Source organism: Bacillus sp. AFS002410, from assembly GCF_002556365.1.
GTDB lineage: Bacteria > Bacillota > Bacilli > Bacillales > Bacillaceae_G > Gottfriedia.
This window is the reverse complement of the sequence record NZ_NUEU01000021.1, coordinates 1-16495: the sequence shown is the minus strand read 5'-3', so window position 1 is coordinate 16495 and position 16495 is coordinate 1. Positions and strand designations below refer to the sequence as shown.

General features: G+C 30.9%; 16 protein-coding genes. 2 read left to right on the top strand and 14 right to left on the bottom strand.

Going from position 1 to position 16495, the window contains the following annotated elements; all coding sequences use genetic code 11:
* Nucleotides 1–38: 38 nt before the first annotated feature.
* The 4 genes from CN692_RS13520 to CN692_RS13505 form a co-directional block, all read right to left on the bottom strand.
* Nucleotides 39–497, bottom strand: a complete 459-nt coding sequence (locus tag CN692_RS13520; RefSeq protein WP_098119697.1) for a GNAT family N-acetyltransferase — start codon at nt 495–497, stop codon at nt 39–41.
* Between the two features lie 190 nt (nt 498–687).
* Nucleotides 688–1950: an alkaline phosphatase gene (locus CN692_RS13515; RefSeq protein WP_098119696.1), complete on the bottom strand. Its 1263-nt coding sequence runs from the start codon at nt 1948–1950 to the stop codon at nt 688–690.
* A 183-nt stretch (nt 1951–2133) separates the two neighbouring features.
* Nucleotides 2134–2877, bottom strand: a complete 744-nt coding sequence (locus CN692_RS13510) for a TMEM164 family acyltransferase (RefSeq protein ID WP_098119695.1) — start codon at nt 2875–2877, stop codon at nt 2134–2136.
* A 210-nt stretch (nt 2878–3087) separates the two neighbouring features.
* On the bottom strand, nt 3088–3681 hold the full coding sequence (locus CN692_RS13505) for a DUF2441 domain-containing protein (RefSeq protein ID WP_098119694.1): 594 nt from the start codon (nt 3679–3681) through the stop codon (nt 3088–3090).
* Nucleotides 3682–3847: 166 nt separating this feature from the next.
* Between CN692_RS13505 and CN692_RS13500 the strand changes: the two genes are divergently transcribed.
* Nucleotides 3848–4297: a hypothetical protein gene (locus CN692_RS13500; RefSeq protein WP_098119693.1), complete on the top strand. Its 450-nt coding sequence runs from the start codon at nt 3848–3850 to the stop codon at nt 4295–4297.
* A 46-nt stretch (nt 4298–4343) separates the two neighbouring features.
* Here CN692_RS13500 and CN692_RS13495 read toward each other — a convergent pair whose 3' ends face one another.
* The 10 genes from CN692_RS13495 to CN692_RS13450 form a co-directional block, all read right to left on the bottom strand.
* Nucleotides 4344–5012, bottom strand: a complete 669-nt coding sequence (locus tag CN692_RS13495; protein WP_098119692.1) for a uridine kinase family protein — start codon at nt 5010–5012, stop codon at nt 4344–4346.
* Nucleotides 5013–5041: 29 nt separating this feature from the next.
* A complete protein-coding gene (locus CN692_RS13490) occupies nt 5042–6286 on the bottom strand; it encodes an MFS transporter (RefSeq protein WP_098119691.1) in 1245 nt (414 codons plus the stop codon).
* 796 nt (nt 6287–7082) lie between these two features.
* Nucleotides 7083–7637, bottom strand: coding sequence for an NUDIX hydrolase (locus CN692_RS13485; protein WP_098119690.1), 555 nt, complete (start codon nt 7635–7637; stop codon nt 7083–7085).
* A gap of 126 nt (nt 7638–7763) precedes the next feature.
* Entirely contained in the window at nt 7764–8252 is a 489-nt protein-coding gene (locus tag CN692_RS13480) for a GNAT family N-acetyltransferase (RefSeq protein ID WP_098119689.1), read from the bottom strand.
* Between the two features lie 137 nt (nt 8253–8389).
* On the bottom strand, nt 8390–8857 hold the full coding sequence (locus CN692_RS13475) for a hypothetical protein (RefSeq protein ID WP_098119688.1): 468 nt from the start codon (nt 8855–8857) through the stop codon (nt 8390–8392).
* 59 nt (nt 8858–8916) lie between these two features.
* Nucleotides 8917–9435 carry a hypothetical protein gene (locus tag CN692_RS13470; protein ID WP_098119687.1) on the bottom strand — a complete coding sequence of 173 codons (519 nt, stop codon included), beginning with the start codon at nt 9433–9435 and terminating at the stop codon, nt 8917–8919.
* Nucleotides 9432–9974 (bottom strand): RNA polymerase sigma factor, encoded by a 543-nt coding sequence (locus CN692_RS13465; protein WP_098119686.1) that lies wholly within the window; start codon nt 9972–9974, stop codon nt 9432–9434. The genes CN692_RS13470 and CN692_RS13465 overlap by 4 nt, the downstream gene beginning before the upstream one ends.
* 256 nt (nt 9975–10230) lie before the next feature.
* Entirely contained in the window at nt 10231–10668 is a 438-nt protein-coding gene (locus CN692_RS13460; RefSeq protein ID WP_098119685.1) for a GtrA family protein, read from the bottom strand.
* Nucleotides 10661–11668, bottom strand: coding sequence for a glycosyltransferase family 2 protein (locus CN692_RS13455; RefSeq protein ID WP_098119684.1), 1008 nt, complete (start codon nt 11666–11668; stop codon nt 10661–10663). The genes CN692_RS13460 and CN692_RS13455 overlap by 8 nt, the downstream gene beginning before the upstream one ends.
* Nucleotides 11669–11694: 26 nt before the next feature.
* Complete coding sequence (locus CN692_RS13450) at nt 11695–13380, bottom strand: DUF6044 family protein (protein WP_098119683.1); 1686 nt, start codon at nt 13378–13380, stop codon at nt 11695–11697.
* 348 nt (nt 13381–13728) lie between these two features.
* Here CN692_RS13450 and CN692_RS13445 point away from each other — a divergent pair, with 348 nt between their 5' ends.
* A complete protein-coding gene (locus CN692_RS13445; protein ID WP_098119682.1) occupies nt 13729–15954 on the top strand; it encodes an alpha-galactosidase in 2226 nt (741 codons plus the stop codon).
* Nucleotides 15955–16495 lie beyond the last annotated feature (541 nt).

Here is a 16495-nt window from a genome sequence, read left to right as displayed (position 1 = left end):
ATTATAACGAAAATTAAAGTAGTTTGATAAATTATTAATTACTTACGGTGTCCATCAATGCGTGCCTGCTTATAGCCATAATAGACACAAGTGCCATTTTGAGATAAGTCTTTTACATCAAAACCGCATTTTCGATAGAAATCAAAATTATTAGAAGAAGTATGAGCAAACCAATCACCGTGCGGGAGCTTTTGAACGCAAAGTTCAACTAGTTTTGTCCCGAGCCCTTTGCCTTGATACTCCGATAAAACAACCAAATCCAATATATTGGCCACCATAACTTGATCTGAAATGACTCTTACCATCCCAATCACTTTGTTCTGATCCCATACAGTAAATGCCCAAGAAGAGTTTTTAAAAATTAATGTAAATTTTTCCTTTTGCCATAATGGAGTGTTTCTAACCCACCCAGCGTCTTCAAAAAGTGCTTCAACATCGTCAACAGGAATACCTTCATTACCTTCCCTTATGACGAATCCATTGAAATATTCATACATACTTAACTCACCCTTTATTTTATTATCTTAATCTACATTTCAAGAAAACGCCTTAGTATTCCTTCTATAGAAAATACTCTTAACAAAATAATAAGACTGTAAAAACAGTCTTGAAAACAAACAAAACAGGGCTGTCCATGAGTCAGAAATTCTGACTTATGAGACGCCCCGTTTTACTTCTATTCAACAATTATTTTTTCAAACCCATTACTTTTTTAAGAACTTCATAGATATGAGTGTTTTCGTATGATCCTGACAATTGTTCTGCTCCAGCACCTGTTGCTGTTAAAGGTACCGTTACACCACCATGTCCACTTGTTGTCCAATCAATCATAAATTGATTGCTACTATTTGCTACTTTAAATGGACCGTCTTCTTTTGAAATTCCATCTCCAGACTCATCTTTACTATCAACATCTTCAATCGTTAATCCACCACACTCATGATCTGCTACAACTAGAACTAGAGTATCAGGGTGTTTTTTTGCATACTCTTTTGCGATTGAAACTGATTTATCTAGTTCTTGACCAGCTTTAATCATTTTTTCCGCATTATTTTCATGAGACATTTCATCAGTTCCTTCTTCTTCAACCATTAAGAAGAAACCATTTTTATTCTTTGAAAGGGTATCAATTGCTTTTTGAGTCATGTTTGGAAGTGATACTACTGGTTCGTAAAGATCCCCTTCACCTTCTTGACGTTGCTCAAACATTTCTTCGTTTGCAAATAGTCCTAACAACTTACCGCTTTTTGCATTTTGTAGTTCTTTTGAATTTGTCACATAGTTATAACCAAGATTTTTAGCCTCGTCAACAAGATTACCTTGTGTTCCTTTACTCTGTTCAGTTGTGTCTTTTGCAGGATGATCTTCGTATTTCCCAGCATTTCCAGCAGGATACCAAAAATCTTCCCCACCACCTAATAGGACATCTACTTTACTATTTTCAAGATACTGCTTAGCAATGTCACTTTGCTTTGATCGATCAGTAACATGAGCACCGAAAGCAGCTGGAGTCGCATCAGTAATTTGGCTAGTTGTTACTAAGCCAGTTGATTTACCTGCGTCTTTTGCCATTTCTAATACTGTTTTTACTGATTTTTTGTTTTCATCAACACCAATAGCTCCATTATAAGTTTTTACTCCTGAAGCCATTGAAGTTGCAGCAGCTGCAGAATCTGTAATAACTGAAGTTGAACTCGTATGTACAAGCCCAGTATAAGGCATGTCATCCATCGCTAGTTGACCTTTTTGTCCTACAGTAGCAAGCCTAATTGCTTCGCGATGTGCTGCGCCCATTCCATCCCCAACAAAAACAATCACATTCTTTGCCTTACCATGATGATTACTCTCAGAATTAGAGTTTCCTTTTGCATCGACAAAATGATTTAAACCAAGTGTTGAAACAGCGGCAAATGATAAAGCTGCACTAATAAATGTTTTCTTTTTTCCCATCAATAACACTCCTCATTGAAATATTTCTTACTTTCAATATAAAGGATGAATATTTAGGAATTGTTTAACTAGCGTTAATAGTTTTTTAATTTAAATGAACAATTTGTAATAAAAGTTAATCTTTATTAAACAAGTTAAACAAAAAAAGGAACGAAAAATCGTTCCATACTGGTGAATATAAGCCTAAGATTTAACGTTTTTCTGTAAAACCAAATACAATCCAAACATAGTTAGCATTATTGCTGTTGAGACCGCAAGTACCAATAAGTTATAGATTGGATTAATCGTTAAACCTAATACATGATCGTTTGATCCCATATTATAAAAGGTTTCTAATGGTGTACCTGGTTCTGGTAATACACTGTAAAAATAAAAAGATGGCACACCGTGATTAATAAATAAGTTATTAATTATAATCGTAATTAAAAAATAAACTACTAATATCGCAAAGCTCTTCAAAAAAACATTGAAATTAAATTTTGGACGATAAATAAATAGTAAGTACAATACACCTATTACGATAAATTCATGAAGAATTACATAACAAATGGCACCCACTTCAAACAAACTCGAGTAATTAACTAAAGAATCTGCAAAAACTAATGAAATATAACCTGCTGGCAATGATAGCGTAATAGCAATCAAAGATATAAATCTATTTCTAGTAAGAATCGCCCAAGGTACAATCAACCAAGCAGATAGATGACAAAGCTGTAGAGGTATGATATCGGATAGATCGTTTCCATTAAAATAATTATAAATATTTCGAATGACCATAAAAAGGATTAAAATAAAAGCAATAATTTTACCAACAAAATGCTTTGCTTCAACTCTTTTTCCACTCATCACTTTGATCAAAATATAACTCATAATAAACGGAGAAATCATTAAGATGTAATGTGGCCAAGTATACATTTCAAAATGCATAACTGATCCCCCTTCTCCCCTATGATCGAGCTACTTTCTAAATAGCAAAGCTTAAGCATCGAGAGCTCAGTAGACTATTCAATTTAGATTAACCCTTCCTGCAAATAACTCCTAACATTGAAAAACCATCAATGATTGTACTTCCTATAACTAGTTTATTTATTTTGACAACCTATTTATGCCAAGTTTTCGGCTTAATAAGAGTATTAATTAAGCCATGAAATCATCAATAATTTCAATCACTTCAATTTTCCCATTAATTAGAAGCTCGGGAAGTTCAGTTATAACATTTCCCTTCCAATATTCCTTAGCTTGATTAATTTTCTGAGCAAATGATACACCATCTTCTTTCGGTAAAAGATTACCATCCCCTAAAAACGAACTTCCATTAACTCGAAGTTTAACAATTTGTAATACTTTTCGGTTGAAAGAATCAAAGATTTCTTTCCACTTTAATGCATCCTCATAACTTTTTGCAGCATATAAACAAGATAACCTTGAAGGATATCCTGGGTATTCTTGTAATCTAACCATTTCTAAAATCACTTCTCTAATTGCTCTAGTTGTTTGACTAATATATTTCCTAGCAACTTCAGTATTTTCTACATCCAAATTTAACCCCTTTTCTGTATAATGATTGTAAAATATATTGATAAAATCTTCGCCCTTTGAATTTAACTGCTCCATCTCAAAAAAAAAGCTATATAACGTGTTTTTTTGATTATTGTTGAATTCAATAATCTGTCCTACTTTCATTTCTTTCTTTGTAACAATATGATAAACAGTCATTTCATTATCTTTCATAGTAAATCTCCTATTATTCTAAAAAATTATTATCTTTATTTTATCAAATTAATAGATTACTGGTAAAATTATCCATCCCTAAAACCGTAATCCATAATTAAATCTGTTTCGTTCAATTAATAAATATTAATAATTAGTACATCCTACATAAAAAAGGAGGTATAGAATGAAAAAAATTCCAATTATTATTGCCCTTGTAATGTTGATTAGTTTTCCAATTAAATCTCAAGCTTCATCTTTAAAACAACTACCTATTACAGAGAATACAAATCAGTGGAAATTAAGTATTGATAAAGCGATAACAGGCCCTAATCTTACAAAGGCTAAACCCGGTGTATATAATACTTATAGTTTAAAAATTAACAATATCGGCGATCAAAAGATCCAAAACGTAAGAGTTGAAGCTTTTCGAAATGAACCAGGTTCCAAAACTATGTTCGAACTTTTTACATCTGAGGATAAGAATGTTTTAGCTTCTAGGAAAAGCGACTTTCATCATCAAAACTTTCCTATTTCTGTGAAGGCAACAGTATTAGAAATTGATATTACTTGGGAAAAAGTGCTTGAACAAAATAACGTAAGACATTTTAAAGAAACTTTTATTTTTGAGCAATAACGATCCTTTTGATTAGGATAAAAAAATATGAAAGGACAATACATTTTTATTTTGTATTGTCCTTTTTTATTAAATTAAAAGAATCTTTTTCAACAATATAATCTGTATTTGTATTTTTTAAAACTAAATCAAAATTCCCATGATAAGGATGCATAAATAATTCGTATTGAATTCTCCGCTCTTCATGTGATTTTTTTAAATAGTCAAGATCAGTTCCTCTTTCAGTAACATCGCGAATACTTCTTCTCATTAATTCCGTTTCACCGTCTGTATAGATGTAAATTTTCAAATCATACAAACTCGGTTCAGTAAAAGCAACACTCATACCTTCTATAATATTAATTTTATTTTTTGTTGAAATTAATTCACTCTTAGCATATCGAGTGCCTATCGAATAAAAATCTACACCATTTCTCAACATTAGAATATCTCTTTCTAATACCACTACATTATGAGCAGCTGGATGACAAGCAGTCATTTTATCTTGATGTATCTCATTATTATATTCATAGTTTATACTTGTGTATTTTCTGAGACTAGAACCAATAATATACGGATCAGTATTTATATAATTTACGCCTGTTTGTCCTATTAACTTTAATAGATTATGTGCAAACGTTGTCTTTCCAGATGCACCATGACCAGAAATACCTATTATGATTCTTTTATTTTCTCTATTTATTAAATTAGCTATTTCTTTTAATATTTTATCCATGGGTCCCCTATTTTTATCGTATTTTTCAGTTATGCAGTATGTTTTTTATTTCGATTGTTTAGGACTACAGCCGTTGGTATCATTAATGCTATAATGCCTGTTAAAGTTTCTACGAGTCCTGCAGTTATAAAAAGTGCACTTGGACTACTAACCTCAATAAACCAGCCACCTAATGCTTGTGCTATTGGTACAATTCCCTGAGCAACAATCATATTAACACTGGAAACTCTTCCCATTACTTCCACTGGAATAACTTTTTGAAATACACTTGGTACTATTGTACTTACTAATGCAGAAGCAATGCCAATTAATCCCATAATAATTATTGCTTCCCAAACATTTGTTGCGAATCCTAATAAAAGTAGCCCCAAACCTTGAAGAGAAACGGCTATCATAATTAGCTTAAGACTTGGATTTTTTAATATAATTACAAAAGCTAGAATTAGAGACATAATGATCCCACCGCCTCCTAACATTGACTGCATCAGGCCAAACTCATTTTCATTTGCACCGAACGATTGTGCTAAAAAAGGTAATCCAACAAATAGCATTCTAAAACTGGCGTTAGCAAAAAGCATTGTAATGATTAACGTAAGAACTAAACGATTATGTAAAATGAATCTTAATCCAAAAATAAGTTCCCCTTTAAGGGTAGATTGCTTATCAGGTTTGGAAACGTTCTTTATTGGCTTTAGCTTCAGCTTAATCAAAGTTAATGCTGAGACAGCGAACGTAATACAAATAAATATAAAACATGTTTTCCCTTTATCAAATTGATATAAATAAGCACCGATTATTGGTCCTATTAAGGCTGTGATTTGCCAAGTTCCGGCAAATAAACTATTTGATTGAACATTTTTACTGTCTTCTATTACTCTCTGTCGAATCGAAGTAACTGCAGGCCAATAAAATGCGTCAACAGTTCCAAAAATAAACCCTAAAATCAAAATATAAGTCATATTAATACTATTTAATATAAGAAGGAAAAACATAACTAAAATTAAGATTGAACGAAGTAGATCAGACAAGATCATAACTTTTCTTCCATCAAATCGGTCTACAATCACTCCACCAATAAGCATAAACACAATCCTAGGTACTCCTACTACTAGCAAAAAAGTCCCCATCATAATACCAGAACCTGTTAGTTCCTTTATCATCCAAGGAACTAGAAAATAGTAAATAGAGTCACCTAATGCAGAAAATAAATAGCTTAACCAATACATCAAAAAATTACGACTTTTAAAAAGACTAGAACCCCTATTTAAACTCATACATCCTCCCAAAATTTTCACAACTCATATTTTAAATTAAACATGGCTTATCTATTTTAATTATATCATCGGTAAATCTACTGAATTGTTAGTTTGCAAAATAAATAGAATAATTCCAAATTGTATAACTTTTAGGGGATTTCTTTTTAATGTCTTTTACAAGAAGAGTGGTTTAGAAGTCGAAATAAAAATTAAACCGCAAAACGTGAAAATAGAAATAACTGAAGTGAAAGAACGTGTTCTTATAAACGTGGAATGTGCAAATTAAACCATGGATCATGCAAGTAAGTGTTTGGAATGTGCAATTAACAGATAAGATATTGCAAATAAACGGTAAACTGCAAATAAAACTAGTGAAACTGCAATTAAAATTATGAAAAATGCAATTAAAATTTACAAATCTGCAATTAAAAATAGGAAAAGTGCAATTAAATTTCCTTGTATTCCCCAAAAATTTGGTAATACCCATACCGGTTAGGGTATTATCACGTAAATACTGTTCGAATTAACTGCTGATAAAAAGAAAATTAGTAAGTTTTCTCTAAATCTTTCTAAACCAACTAAAATAATTACGAAATCTGTTTAAAATCTATGAAAAAGGATCAAAAATACAACTGAAAATAAAATTCATCTCTAAGATACCCCTCATTTCATTTTTAGACCGAGGTGTTAGGTACAAACTTTTCAAGCAAATAAAGCTTTCTTAGACTGACTATAAAATCAACCATTTTTAATTTAAATAAGGGGACACCCATTTGTCAGTTTTCCTGACCTTTAGGATTGCCCCCTCGAAAACTTAAACTAATTTTAAATTCGTTAAATGCTGCAAAGCTAAATAAAATGCACTTACTGTAAAGAGTTGATTTATTTCTCCATTCTTTATTTTAGCGAATACTTCATCTATATCTGCTAATTTAATTTCAATAAATTCAGTAGAATCAAGTTCTTGTTCAAATGCATGATTAGCATCTAAAATTAAATAAGAGATTACTTTATTATTTTGTGTTGATGGATTAATAAAAAACTCACCTAATAAAATTGGTTCAGTTTCTGTAATATAGCCAGTCTCTTCTCTTACTTCCCTTAAAATGGCTTCAGTATAAGTTTCGTTTACTTCTGCCTTACCTGCTGGAATTTCTATAAAAAACTCTTGGCCAGCATATCTAAATTGGTTTACTAGCACTATTTTATTCTCTTTTGTTACAACAATAGCATTAACCCAGTCTGAGTATTCATTAACATAATAATCCTGAATAATTTCTCCATTTGGCAACTCACAGCTATCTTTTCTTAAATTTCCAAATGGAGTCTTAAAAATATATTCTGAATTTAGCGTTTTCCATTTCTGCATATTAAACTCCCTAATTATTTGGTTTTAAAAAAACGATCTATAATAAAATAATTAGCTAACATAAAATGAAATTCCAGAGAACTATATCGAAATTACCGAAATAATAATTTCCATACAAATTCACGTTCAAATATACATCTCGTTATTTACTATTTTTTTATAGCCTACAAGTGTTGTGCGTTCATTTAACCGTTTTGTTTCGCCTGATTGTTTGTACCCCATTTTTTCATATAAATGACAGTTTCGTCTTTCTTCTAGTAATGTTCTTAATTCCCAAGTAGTTGCTTGTGGAAAATGCTGCTCTATTAGTTGAATTGCCTTTTGTGCAAATCCCAAGCCTTGGTGCTCTGGTAAAATGAACATCGGGCTAATCCAAAATTGCGTTTTTTCCTTCCAATAAACACAGACTGCTCCAACAAGAACATCATCGTGCAAAATTTTATAAAAACCTCCTGCAGGATAGTTAATCCTCTTAATTACCCGATCTATTGATTCGTTTGCAGGACTTGTATCAAAATCTTGATATTTTTCTAACAATGGCAAAAAGGCTTTTACTTGCATGTCAAAAATGATTTGTGCATCTGCGATAGTTGCTTTGTCTAATCGTAAGTTCATAATTTTCACCTCTAGGTAGTCGTGTTCATATTCTAATTTCTATATGTTTTATTGTTTTTCCTTGTTTAACTATTTTCCAAACAGTTAATAACTTTTTAAATTAGGTTAGTTTTCAATGAAACTCGTATGTTTTTTACTTATTTCACTTCTAAAGCAAAAGCATAAAATGCGTCTCCATGTGAAACATGTTTATCTTTTTTATCCCTCCAATATACTCCGTAAGAATAGTAATAGATTCCTTTTTTGGTTGGTACAGTAAAGTGGTTATTTTCAATTATTACTTCGCTTTCTTTATTATTGACAATCTCATTTAGATGGATTTCTCCCGGTTTTGGACTATAATTCATTACGATTTTTACAACTTCACCCGCTTTTACTGGAATCTTCTTTTCATCTTTTAAAAGTTCAATTGGTCCAGCCGTATCAACACACTCTGCTTGCCCTTTTGACTCCCAACAATACGTTCCTAGCTTCGTTTCATATGTTTGATTCCCTACTTTAATCTGTGTTTTTGGAGGTTTATCACCTTTCAAGCTATCATTTTGTGAACAAGCAGTAAAAGTAAAAAGGATAAAAAGCAGAGATACAATTAACCTTTTGGACATTTGCTATGCCTCCCATCTATTATTTGGACAATAAGTAACACTTAATTTATGAGAAAAAATTATTTTTCTAAAAATTTTAATTTTGTCCCATCCATTTGCTCTACAATTAGAACTTTCGTATTTTCATTTGTAGAATAAATTTTATCGCCTACATTTAATATATTAGAAGAAAAATTGTCTTTTAAAACTGCTTCACCTCTAATTGCTTTTTGAACAACCCCTAATTGCTCTTTAATTGTAAATTTATTAGTTTCAACATGCCCTTGAAATACATACTCATTTCCATTCATTAGTAAATAAGCCATAGTAGAATTTTGAACTGTATCAGCCATTTCGTGTACAGATGAACTGTCACTAGAATCATTAAATAAATTTTTAAAAGAAAGTTTATTAATCATTGAAAACGTTAGAAACAATAAAACGAATACACCTAAAGCAATTGTGATCCTAGTTCGCTTATTTTCTCGTTTATCATGCGCCTTATTCCACACCTGATGAAATGTGACTGTAGTGTTATGTACATCCAAGTTGTTTTTAAGCGTCTCTTTAATTTCAGAAATTGGAGCGTTTTCCTTCATTTAGATTCACTCCTTTTTAGTCTATGATCAACTTTAAGAATTTCATTGTCGGATAAGCGATTTCTCAATTTTACTAGTGCATAATTTAATCTTGATTTACAAGTTCCTATTGGAATATTTAATGAAGTTGCCACTTCCTCCAATTTAAGTTCTAAATAATAATGAAGCACAATCACTTCCCGACTCTTATAAGGTAACAAGTTAATCTCTTTCCAAAGTTCATCTTCCATTTCATTTTTTAAAATTGAATTTTCTACAATTTTGTCAGTTGAAATTGCAGAATTCAAACTAAAAATATGTTTTATCTTGTGTTTTCGAATCATATTACGCGTAACATTAACAGTTATTCTATAAATCCAAGGTTCAATTGATTTAGTAGCATCAAATAAATCCATTTTTTTAAATATGCGAATGAAGGTCTCCTGCGTTATGTCATCAGCCATTTCTTTTGATTTCGTCAAAAAGTAAGCAGTACGAAACACTAAAGAAGAGTGATTATTAAACAATTCTTCTAAACTATTTTTATTACTTTCAGCCACTAGATCTCCCCCCCTTTTTACCTTTTACTTTATATACACTTAAAACCAATTTATAGTTCGGTATATTTTATATAAATTTATGTTCTATTAAAATTACTAAAAAAACATGATTATATAGTATGTATTTTCTAATGAAGACAAACAAAAAAAAGCCACTTAAAGTGACTTTTGATTTTGTTAAACATAATAGTTTTACTGAGAAGAGAAAGTTGTACGATCTTTTCCTAATCCCAGTAATTACTACTATTCAATAAAATTATATTCCTTCTTCATCAACCAAGTTTTCATTTTCCCGTTTATTATGGAAAACAAACAATTTTTGGCCAAAGTAATTTACGATTGTGTATAAACCTGTGCTAATTAAAACTGCTAAATCAGTTTTCATTTTATCTGAAATAAAATCTGTATTGCTTAATGAGAAATCGATTATTTTTGCCCCAAGATTATAGGCAATAAAATAACTTACTAAAATGACGATGATAAATAGTGGAACACTTTTTGAGACTGAGCTTTGACTTTTAAATGTAAATTTGCGATTTAATAAATAACTTACACATGCTCCAATTGTATTTCCTAAAAAAGTAGACCACCAATATGACAAGCCAAGTAAATGTAGTAATAAATAGATTGCAGATAATCCGACAATCGTATTTAGAACTCCTACTGCAATAAAACGAAAAAAGGTTCTATTCATCTTTCATCCCATTATGCACCACTTCTTTTAGAAACTCGAAAGAATTGTTCGTGGAGTATAAATCCGTTTCAATCGCATATCTTGGGCGTTTTTTAACTTCATGGTAAATCTTTCCGATATATTCACCAATTATTCCGATTCCCATAAGCTGAATTCCACCTAAGAACCAAATTGAGACCATTAATGACGGCCAACCAATAATGGTATTTCCTAAAATATGCTGTGCAACTGTATAGCCTCCAGCAATTAAACTAAAGATTATTGATAAAAATCCTAGCAATGTAACGAATCTTATTGGAGCTATACTAAAAGAAGTAATTCCATCAAATGCAAATGAAATCATCTTTTTTAATGGGTATTTAGATTCTCCAGCTAATCTTTCCTTACGATCATAGTAGACCTTTGTGGTCGGAAAACCTACGAGTGGGACTAGTCCTCTTAGGAAAACATTAATCTCTTTATATTTGAATAACTCATCTAATGCTCGTTTACTCATTAACCTAAAATCTGCATGATTGGGCACTAAATTAATCCCTATTTTACTCATAAATCGATAGAATCCAAGCGCAGTTGAACGCTTAAAAAAAGTATCTGTTTCTCTACTATCTCTTACGCCATAAACGATATCGTAACCATCTATAAATTCTTCAACAAATGTACGAATGACATTAATATCATCTTGTAAATCGGCATCAATAGAAATCACACAATCTGAATGCTTGTTAGCAATTTCAAGACCTGCAATAAGCGCATTCTGATGCCCTACGTTTTTAGAAAGCTTTAATCCTTTAACATAATAATTTTCATTACTTTCATTTTCGATTAATTTCCATGTTTGATCTTTACTTCCATCATCTACAAATAGAATTTTACTATCATCTGAAATCAAATGGTCATCTATTAAATCTTCTAATACGAGAGAAAGTTGATTAGAAGTTTCCTTAAAGACTTCCTCCTCATTATAACAAGGAACAACTATTGTTAATAAAGGTCTTTTCATATATATTATTCCTTCCATTTCAACCGTTATTTTACTTCATATAAATAAATTCGCCATGCTGAATTTTTATTATCAAAGGTTTTTTTCAATACTAAATCATTACTTTTTGCATTATCTATTGGTACTGCAGAAAAGATATATTGCCCACCCATTTTCTTAAACACACTCATATTTAGCTGCAGATGATGAATTCTTACGTTCGAGTTCTTTTTGAATTCATAATTTTTCCCTAATTCCGCTACAAAAATATAGCATCTTCCACCCCAATGATCGAAGTAATTTTCAAGTAAGGGACTTTTCTTAAGTTCTGGAGCTATAATTTTTCTAAATTGATGCTTATACTTTAAAGAATAAAAATTATTATAAGTATCAAGTGTGTAAAAACCGTTATATTGTGCAATCGCTGGATGAATCCCAATACTTGCAACTCGGTAACTATTTTTCGGTTTACCAATGTATTTTGCAATTTCTGTAAATTGATCAACTGCATAAAATTGTTTATATGACGGCTTACCAGCTACTCGATATACGATTTCGTCATTTGCACAAAACATAACAAGAACTTGAACAACGAGACATATTTTTACAAACTTCTGCCAGCCTTTTCCTTTTAACCATAAAAGATAGCCACCAACTGCAAACATCATATAAATAATTAATGGCCTTAAAAAATGGAATCTAGCAAAATTAAATGTATTTAATAGTTGATAATGGTCTTTTAACGGCTTCCATCCTTTATAAAACCAAAATGCATACCAAACAGATAGTAAAAAGTTTAAGACAAATAAATAATAAAATCTTCGCTCACTAATATTTCTCTTTTTATTTCTAATTATCCAAAACGTTATAAATGATAAAGGTACGATGACTAAAGTGTGAAGAGTCAAAACATGAGTATGTCCTAAGAAATAGTTCTTGAATACTAATCGAACCGTATGCCAAAAACCTAAAGTTGAGCTTACAAATTCATTTCTACTAGTAGGTTCAGTTGGAAAAACCAATGAATAAACTAGACGATACTCGATCCCTAAATACATTATCGTCATTAATAAAATACTTAAAAAGAAAACTAAATTCAGTTTCTTTTTGACAATTACGTCCCTTAGCCATAAAAAGCCCATAAATGCTAAAAAGAAAAAGAATCCTAATACAAAACTAGAATAGAATGGTAATAAAATTAAAGTAATCCAATCTTTCCAATTGTGTTTGCCGCTTCTTATATTTAAAAATGCCCAAAGTGCTAATGGCATCCCCAATGTACTTAACATCCCTGATGGCCAAAATGGAGTTAGTGCAAACGCAAGCGAAACCCATACTCTAATCATGTAGTTTTCTTTTAATGTTATAAAATGTTTTTTTAATAACAAATACATACCCAAAAATGCAAAAACTCTAGTGATTGCTTGGGCAAATGAGTATGCTAGCATTGGTGGAAATATATTATTTAGCCACTGAATCCCACTAAATTCTGTTCCATATGCATTTCTTGGTAATCCATTAATGATTTGTGGGATTGTAGAATTTAAACCACCAAATAATTGACCAGAATTTTTAAGTGTTTTATACCATGCTATATTTGAATCCAGATTATCATGAACTCTTATATGAGCGTTTTCTCCTAAAATGAATAATGGAGAAAGATAGATCAGCATTAAAATGAATGCTAATACTAAATGTTTTTTTTCTTGACTCCAACTTGAATAAAATTTCATATTTGTTACACCACTTTACAATTACTTATTTCATTTTTAATTATTTAAATTTCACACGAAAAATTAACTTTCGATTTAAATCTTACTTTTATAAAGTCAACTACTATTCGATAATCCTATAAAAATGAAACGAAAAAATTTAAGACTAATTAATAATAAAACCCTAATATGAAATTCTCATGAAAATTAGGATAAAATTTCATTTAAATTTCTATTTTTCTTCGTAGAAATGTAAAATATATTAATTTTTTAATAGTTTGTGTCATAACAATTTGACAAAGTTACCTTTCAATGTAGTCAATTACGTTTACTGAAAAACATTAAATTAAAAAACTTTGAGGTGTTATTATGCTTATTTTTGTAGATGAAGATAAAAAACAGTTTCATCTTACAAATGGAAAAATAAGTTATTTGTTCTATGTAATGAGAAACGGTCATCTAGGGTCATTATATTTTGGAAAGGCTATTGATATTCATTCTGATTTTTCACAGATTCTAAATGATCATACCCCGACAACCTATACTTCTTATTATTTTGGTGACCGATCACTTAGTCTTGAAACGTTAAGACAGGAATATCCAGTCTATGGAACTTCTGATTATCGGGAACCTGCACTTAGTATCCGTCAGCTTAATGGAAGCCATATTTCAAATTTCATCTATAAATACTATTCAATAACAAAAGGAAAACCCCTTTTACAAAGTTTACCAGCTACTTATACGGAGAATGAAGAAGATGCAGAAACCATTCAAATTGTTTTAGAAGATTCAACCCTTAATGCCGAACTTATATTATCTTATACAATTTTTAAAAATTTATCTGTCATTACTAGAAGTGCCTATATATGTAATCAATCGGTGGAGCCATTTTATTTAGAACGATTTATGAGTGCATCCATTGATTTTCCTGACAAAGAATTCACTATGATTCAATTAAGTGGTACTTGGGCAAGAGAACGACATATAAAGGAACGAACTTTAGAGCAAGGTACCCAAAGTATCTCTAGTATACGCGGGGCGAGTTCACATCAGCATAATCCATTTATAGCTCTTAAAAGAAAAGAAACAACAGAAACACAAGGTGAAGTATATAGTTTTAATTTCATTTATAGTTCAAATTTTTTAGCCAATATAGAAGTCGATCAATATGATACAACAAGGGTATTAATGGGAATCCATCCATATCGATTTACATGGAAACTATCTGAAAATGAACACTTCCAGTCACCTGAAGTCGTAATGGTATATTCTGAAAATGGTTTAAACGGAATGAGTCAAACCTATCATGATCTATATCGTAACCATTTAATAAGAGGAAAATGGAAAAATGCTGATCGACCTATTTTAATTAATAATTGGGAAGCTACTTATTTCAATTTTAATGAAGAAACTCTTCTTAATTTAGCTAAAGATGCAAAGGAATTAGGAATTGAATTATTTGTCCTTGATGACGGATGGTTTGGGAAAAGGAATAATGCTTCTACTTCTTTAGGTGATTGGTATCCAAATTATGCGAAATTCCCTAATGGTTTTAAAAATTTTGCACAAAAAATTAATGAACTAGGGTTAAAATTTGGACTTTGGTTTGAGCCGGAAATGGTAAGTGCAAATAGTAATTTGTTTAAATATCATTCTGATTGGATCATTAGTACACCAAATCGGCCAGTCACACTAGGAAGAAATCAATTTGTATTAGACTTCTCAAAGAAAGAGGTCATAGAGGAAATCTATCATAAAATGGCCAGTATTATACGAGAAACAAATTTAGAATATATAAAATGGGATATGAATCGAAATATTACCGAAGCTTATTCAAATTCACTAAATTCCGATCAACAAGATGAATTTTTCCATCGCTATATTTTAGGGGTTTATGATTTATTCGAACGATTAATCACTGAATTTCCAAATGTCTTATTCGAATCATGCGCTGGCGGTGGAGGTCGATTTGATCCTGGTTTACTTTATTACGCCCCACAAGCTTGGGCCAGTGATAATACCGATCCAATCGAACGAATTAAAATACAGTATGGTACATCACTCCCCTACCCAATTTCAAGTATCGGTTCTCATATATCCGCATCGCCTAACCATCAAACTCAACGTTATACCCCATTATCAACGAGGGCAAATGTCGCATTGTTCGGAACATTTGGTTACGAATTGAATCTAACTGTACTTTCCGAAGCAGAAAAATTAGAAATTAAAAATCAAATTCTGTTTTACAAAGAACATCAATCATTAATCAGAAATGGTGATTTTTATCGTTTAATTAATCCGTTCAAAGGAAATGAAGCTGCTTGGATGATAGTTAGTAAAGACAAAAGCGAATCAATTATAGGCTGGTATAAAATACTTGCAACTCCAAATCCACCTAAGTTTCCAAAATTAAAATTGGTCGGATTAGATCCAAATCGCAACTACTTGATAAGTGGCCAAAATCAAACTTTTTTTGGAAATGAGTTAATGTACAATGGTATTCCGCTTTCACCTGAATTCAACGGTCCTAACAAAAAGACTGCTAAACGATCCGGTGATTTCCAATCTGAGATTATCTATTTAGTTAGTATTTAATAGAGTTGCCCAAAAAGAATCTTCATCACGAAGATTCTTTTTCAATGAGTTGGTCAATTAGTGTCCAGTTCTCTTTTTTTAACTTATGAACCCTTTATGAGTTAATTATTTTCGGGTTTCCTCTCTTTTTTAACTCATGAACCCTTTATGGGTTAATTATTTTTGCATTTCCTCTCTTTTTTTAACTCATGAGCCCTTTATGAGTTAATAAATTTCGTTTTTCCTCTCTCTTATTAACTCATGAGCCTCTTATGAGTTAATTATTTTCGCTTTTCCTCTGTCTTTTTAACTCATGAATCCTTTATGAGTTAATTATTTTTGCATTTCCTCTCTCTTTTTAACTCATGAACCCTTTATGAGTTAATTATTTTTGCATTTCCTCTCTTTTTTTAACTCATGAACCCTTTATGAGTTAATTATTTTTGCATTTCCTCTCTCTTTTTAACTCATGAACCCTTTATGAGTTAATTATTTTCGTTTTTCCTCTCTCTTTTTAACTCATGAGCCTCTTATGAGTTAATTATTTTCGCTTTTCCTCTCT

What these genes read in the sequence shown, in the direction of transcription:
- CN692_RS13520 (WP_098119697.1), bottom strand. Translation starts at nt 497, where the DNA reads ATGTATGAATATTTCAATGGATTCGTCATAAGGGAAGGTAATGAAGGT.
- CN692_RS13515 (WP_098119696.1), bottom strand. Translation starts at nt 1,950, where the DNA reads ATGGGAAAAAAGAAAACATTTATTAGTGCAGCTTTATCATTTGCCGCT.
- CN692_RS13510 (WP_098119695.1), bottom strand. Translation starts at nt 2,877, where the DNA reads ATGCATTTTGAAATGTATACTTGGCCACATTACATCTTAATGATTTCT.
- CN692_RS13505 (WP_098119694.1), bottom strand. Translation starts at nt 3,681, where the DNA reads ATGAAAGATAATGAAATGACTGTTTATCATATTGTTACAAAGAAAGAA.
- CN692_RS13500 (WP_098119693.1), top strand. Translation starts at nt 3,848, where the DNA reads ATGAAAAAAATTCCAATTATTATTGCCCTTGTAATGTTGATTAGTTTT.
- CN692_RS13495 (WP_098119692.1), bottom strand. Translation starts at nt 5,012, where the DNA reads ATGGATAAAATATTAAAAGAAATAGCTAATTTAATAAATAGAGAAAAT.
- CN692_RS13490 (WP_098119691.1), bottom strand. Translation starts at nt 6,286, where the DNA reads ATGAGTTTAAATAGGGGTTCTAGTCTTTTTAAAAGTCGTAATTTTTTG.
- CN692_RS13485 (WP_098119690.1), bottom strand. Translation starts at nt 7,637, where the DNA reads ATGCAGAAATGGAAAACGCTAAATTCAGAATATATTTTTAAGACTCCA.
- CN692_RS13480 (WP_098119689.1), bottom strand. Translation starts at nt 8,252, where the DNA reads ATGAACTTACGATTAGACAAAGCAACTATCGCAGATGCACAAATCATT.
- CN692_RS13475 (WP_098119688.1), bottom strand. Translation starts at nt 8,857, where the DNA reads ATGTCCAAAAGGTTAATTGTATCTCTGCTTTTTATCCTTTTTACTTTT.
- CN692_RS13470 (WP_098119687.1), bottom strand. Translation starts at nt 9,435, where the DNA reads ATGAAGGAAAACGCTCCAATTTCTGAAATTAAAGAGACGCTTAAAAAC.
- CN692_RS13460 (WP_098119685.1), bottom strand. Translation starts at nt 10,668, where the DNA reads ATGAATAGAACCTTTTTTCGTTTTATTGCAGTAGGAGTTCTAAATACG.
- CN692_RS13455 (WP_098119684.1), bottom strand. Translation starts at nt 11,668, where the DNA reads ATGAAAAGACCTTTATTAACAATAGTTGTTCCTTGTTATAATGAGGAG.
- CN692_RS13450 (WP_098119683.1), bottom strand. Translation starts at nt 13,380, where the DNA reads ATGAAATTTTATTCAAGTTGGAGTCAAGAAAAAAAACATTTAGTATTA.
- CN692_RS13445 (WP_098119682.1), top strand. Translation starts at nt 13,729, where the DNA reads ATGCTTATTTTTGTAGATGAAGATAAAAAACAGTTTCATCTTACAAAT.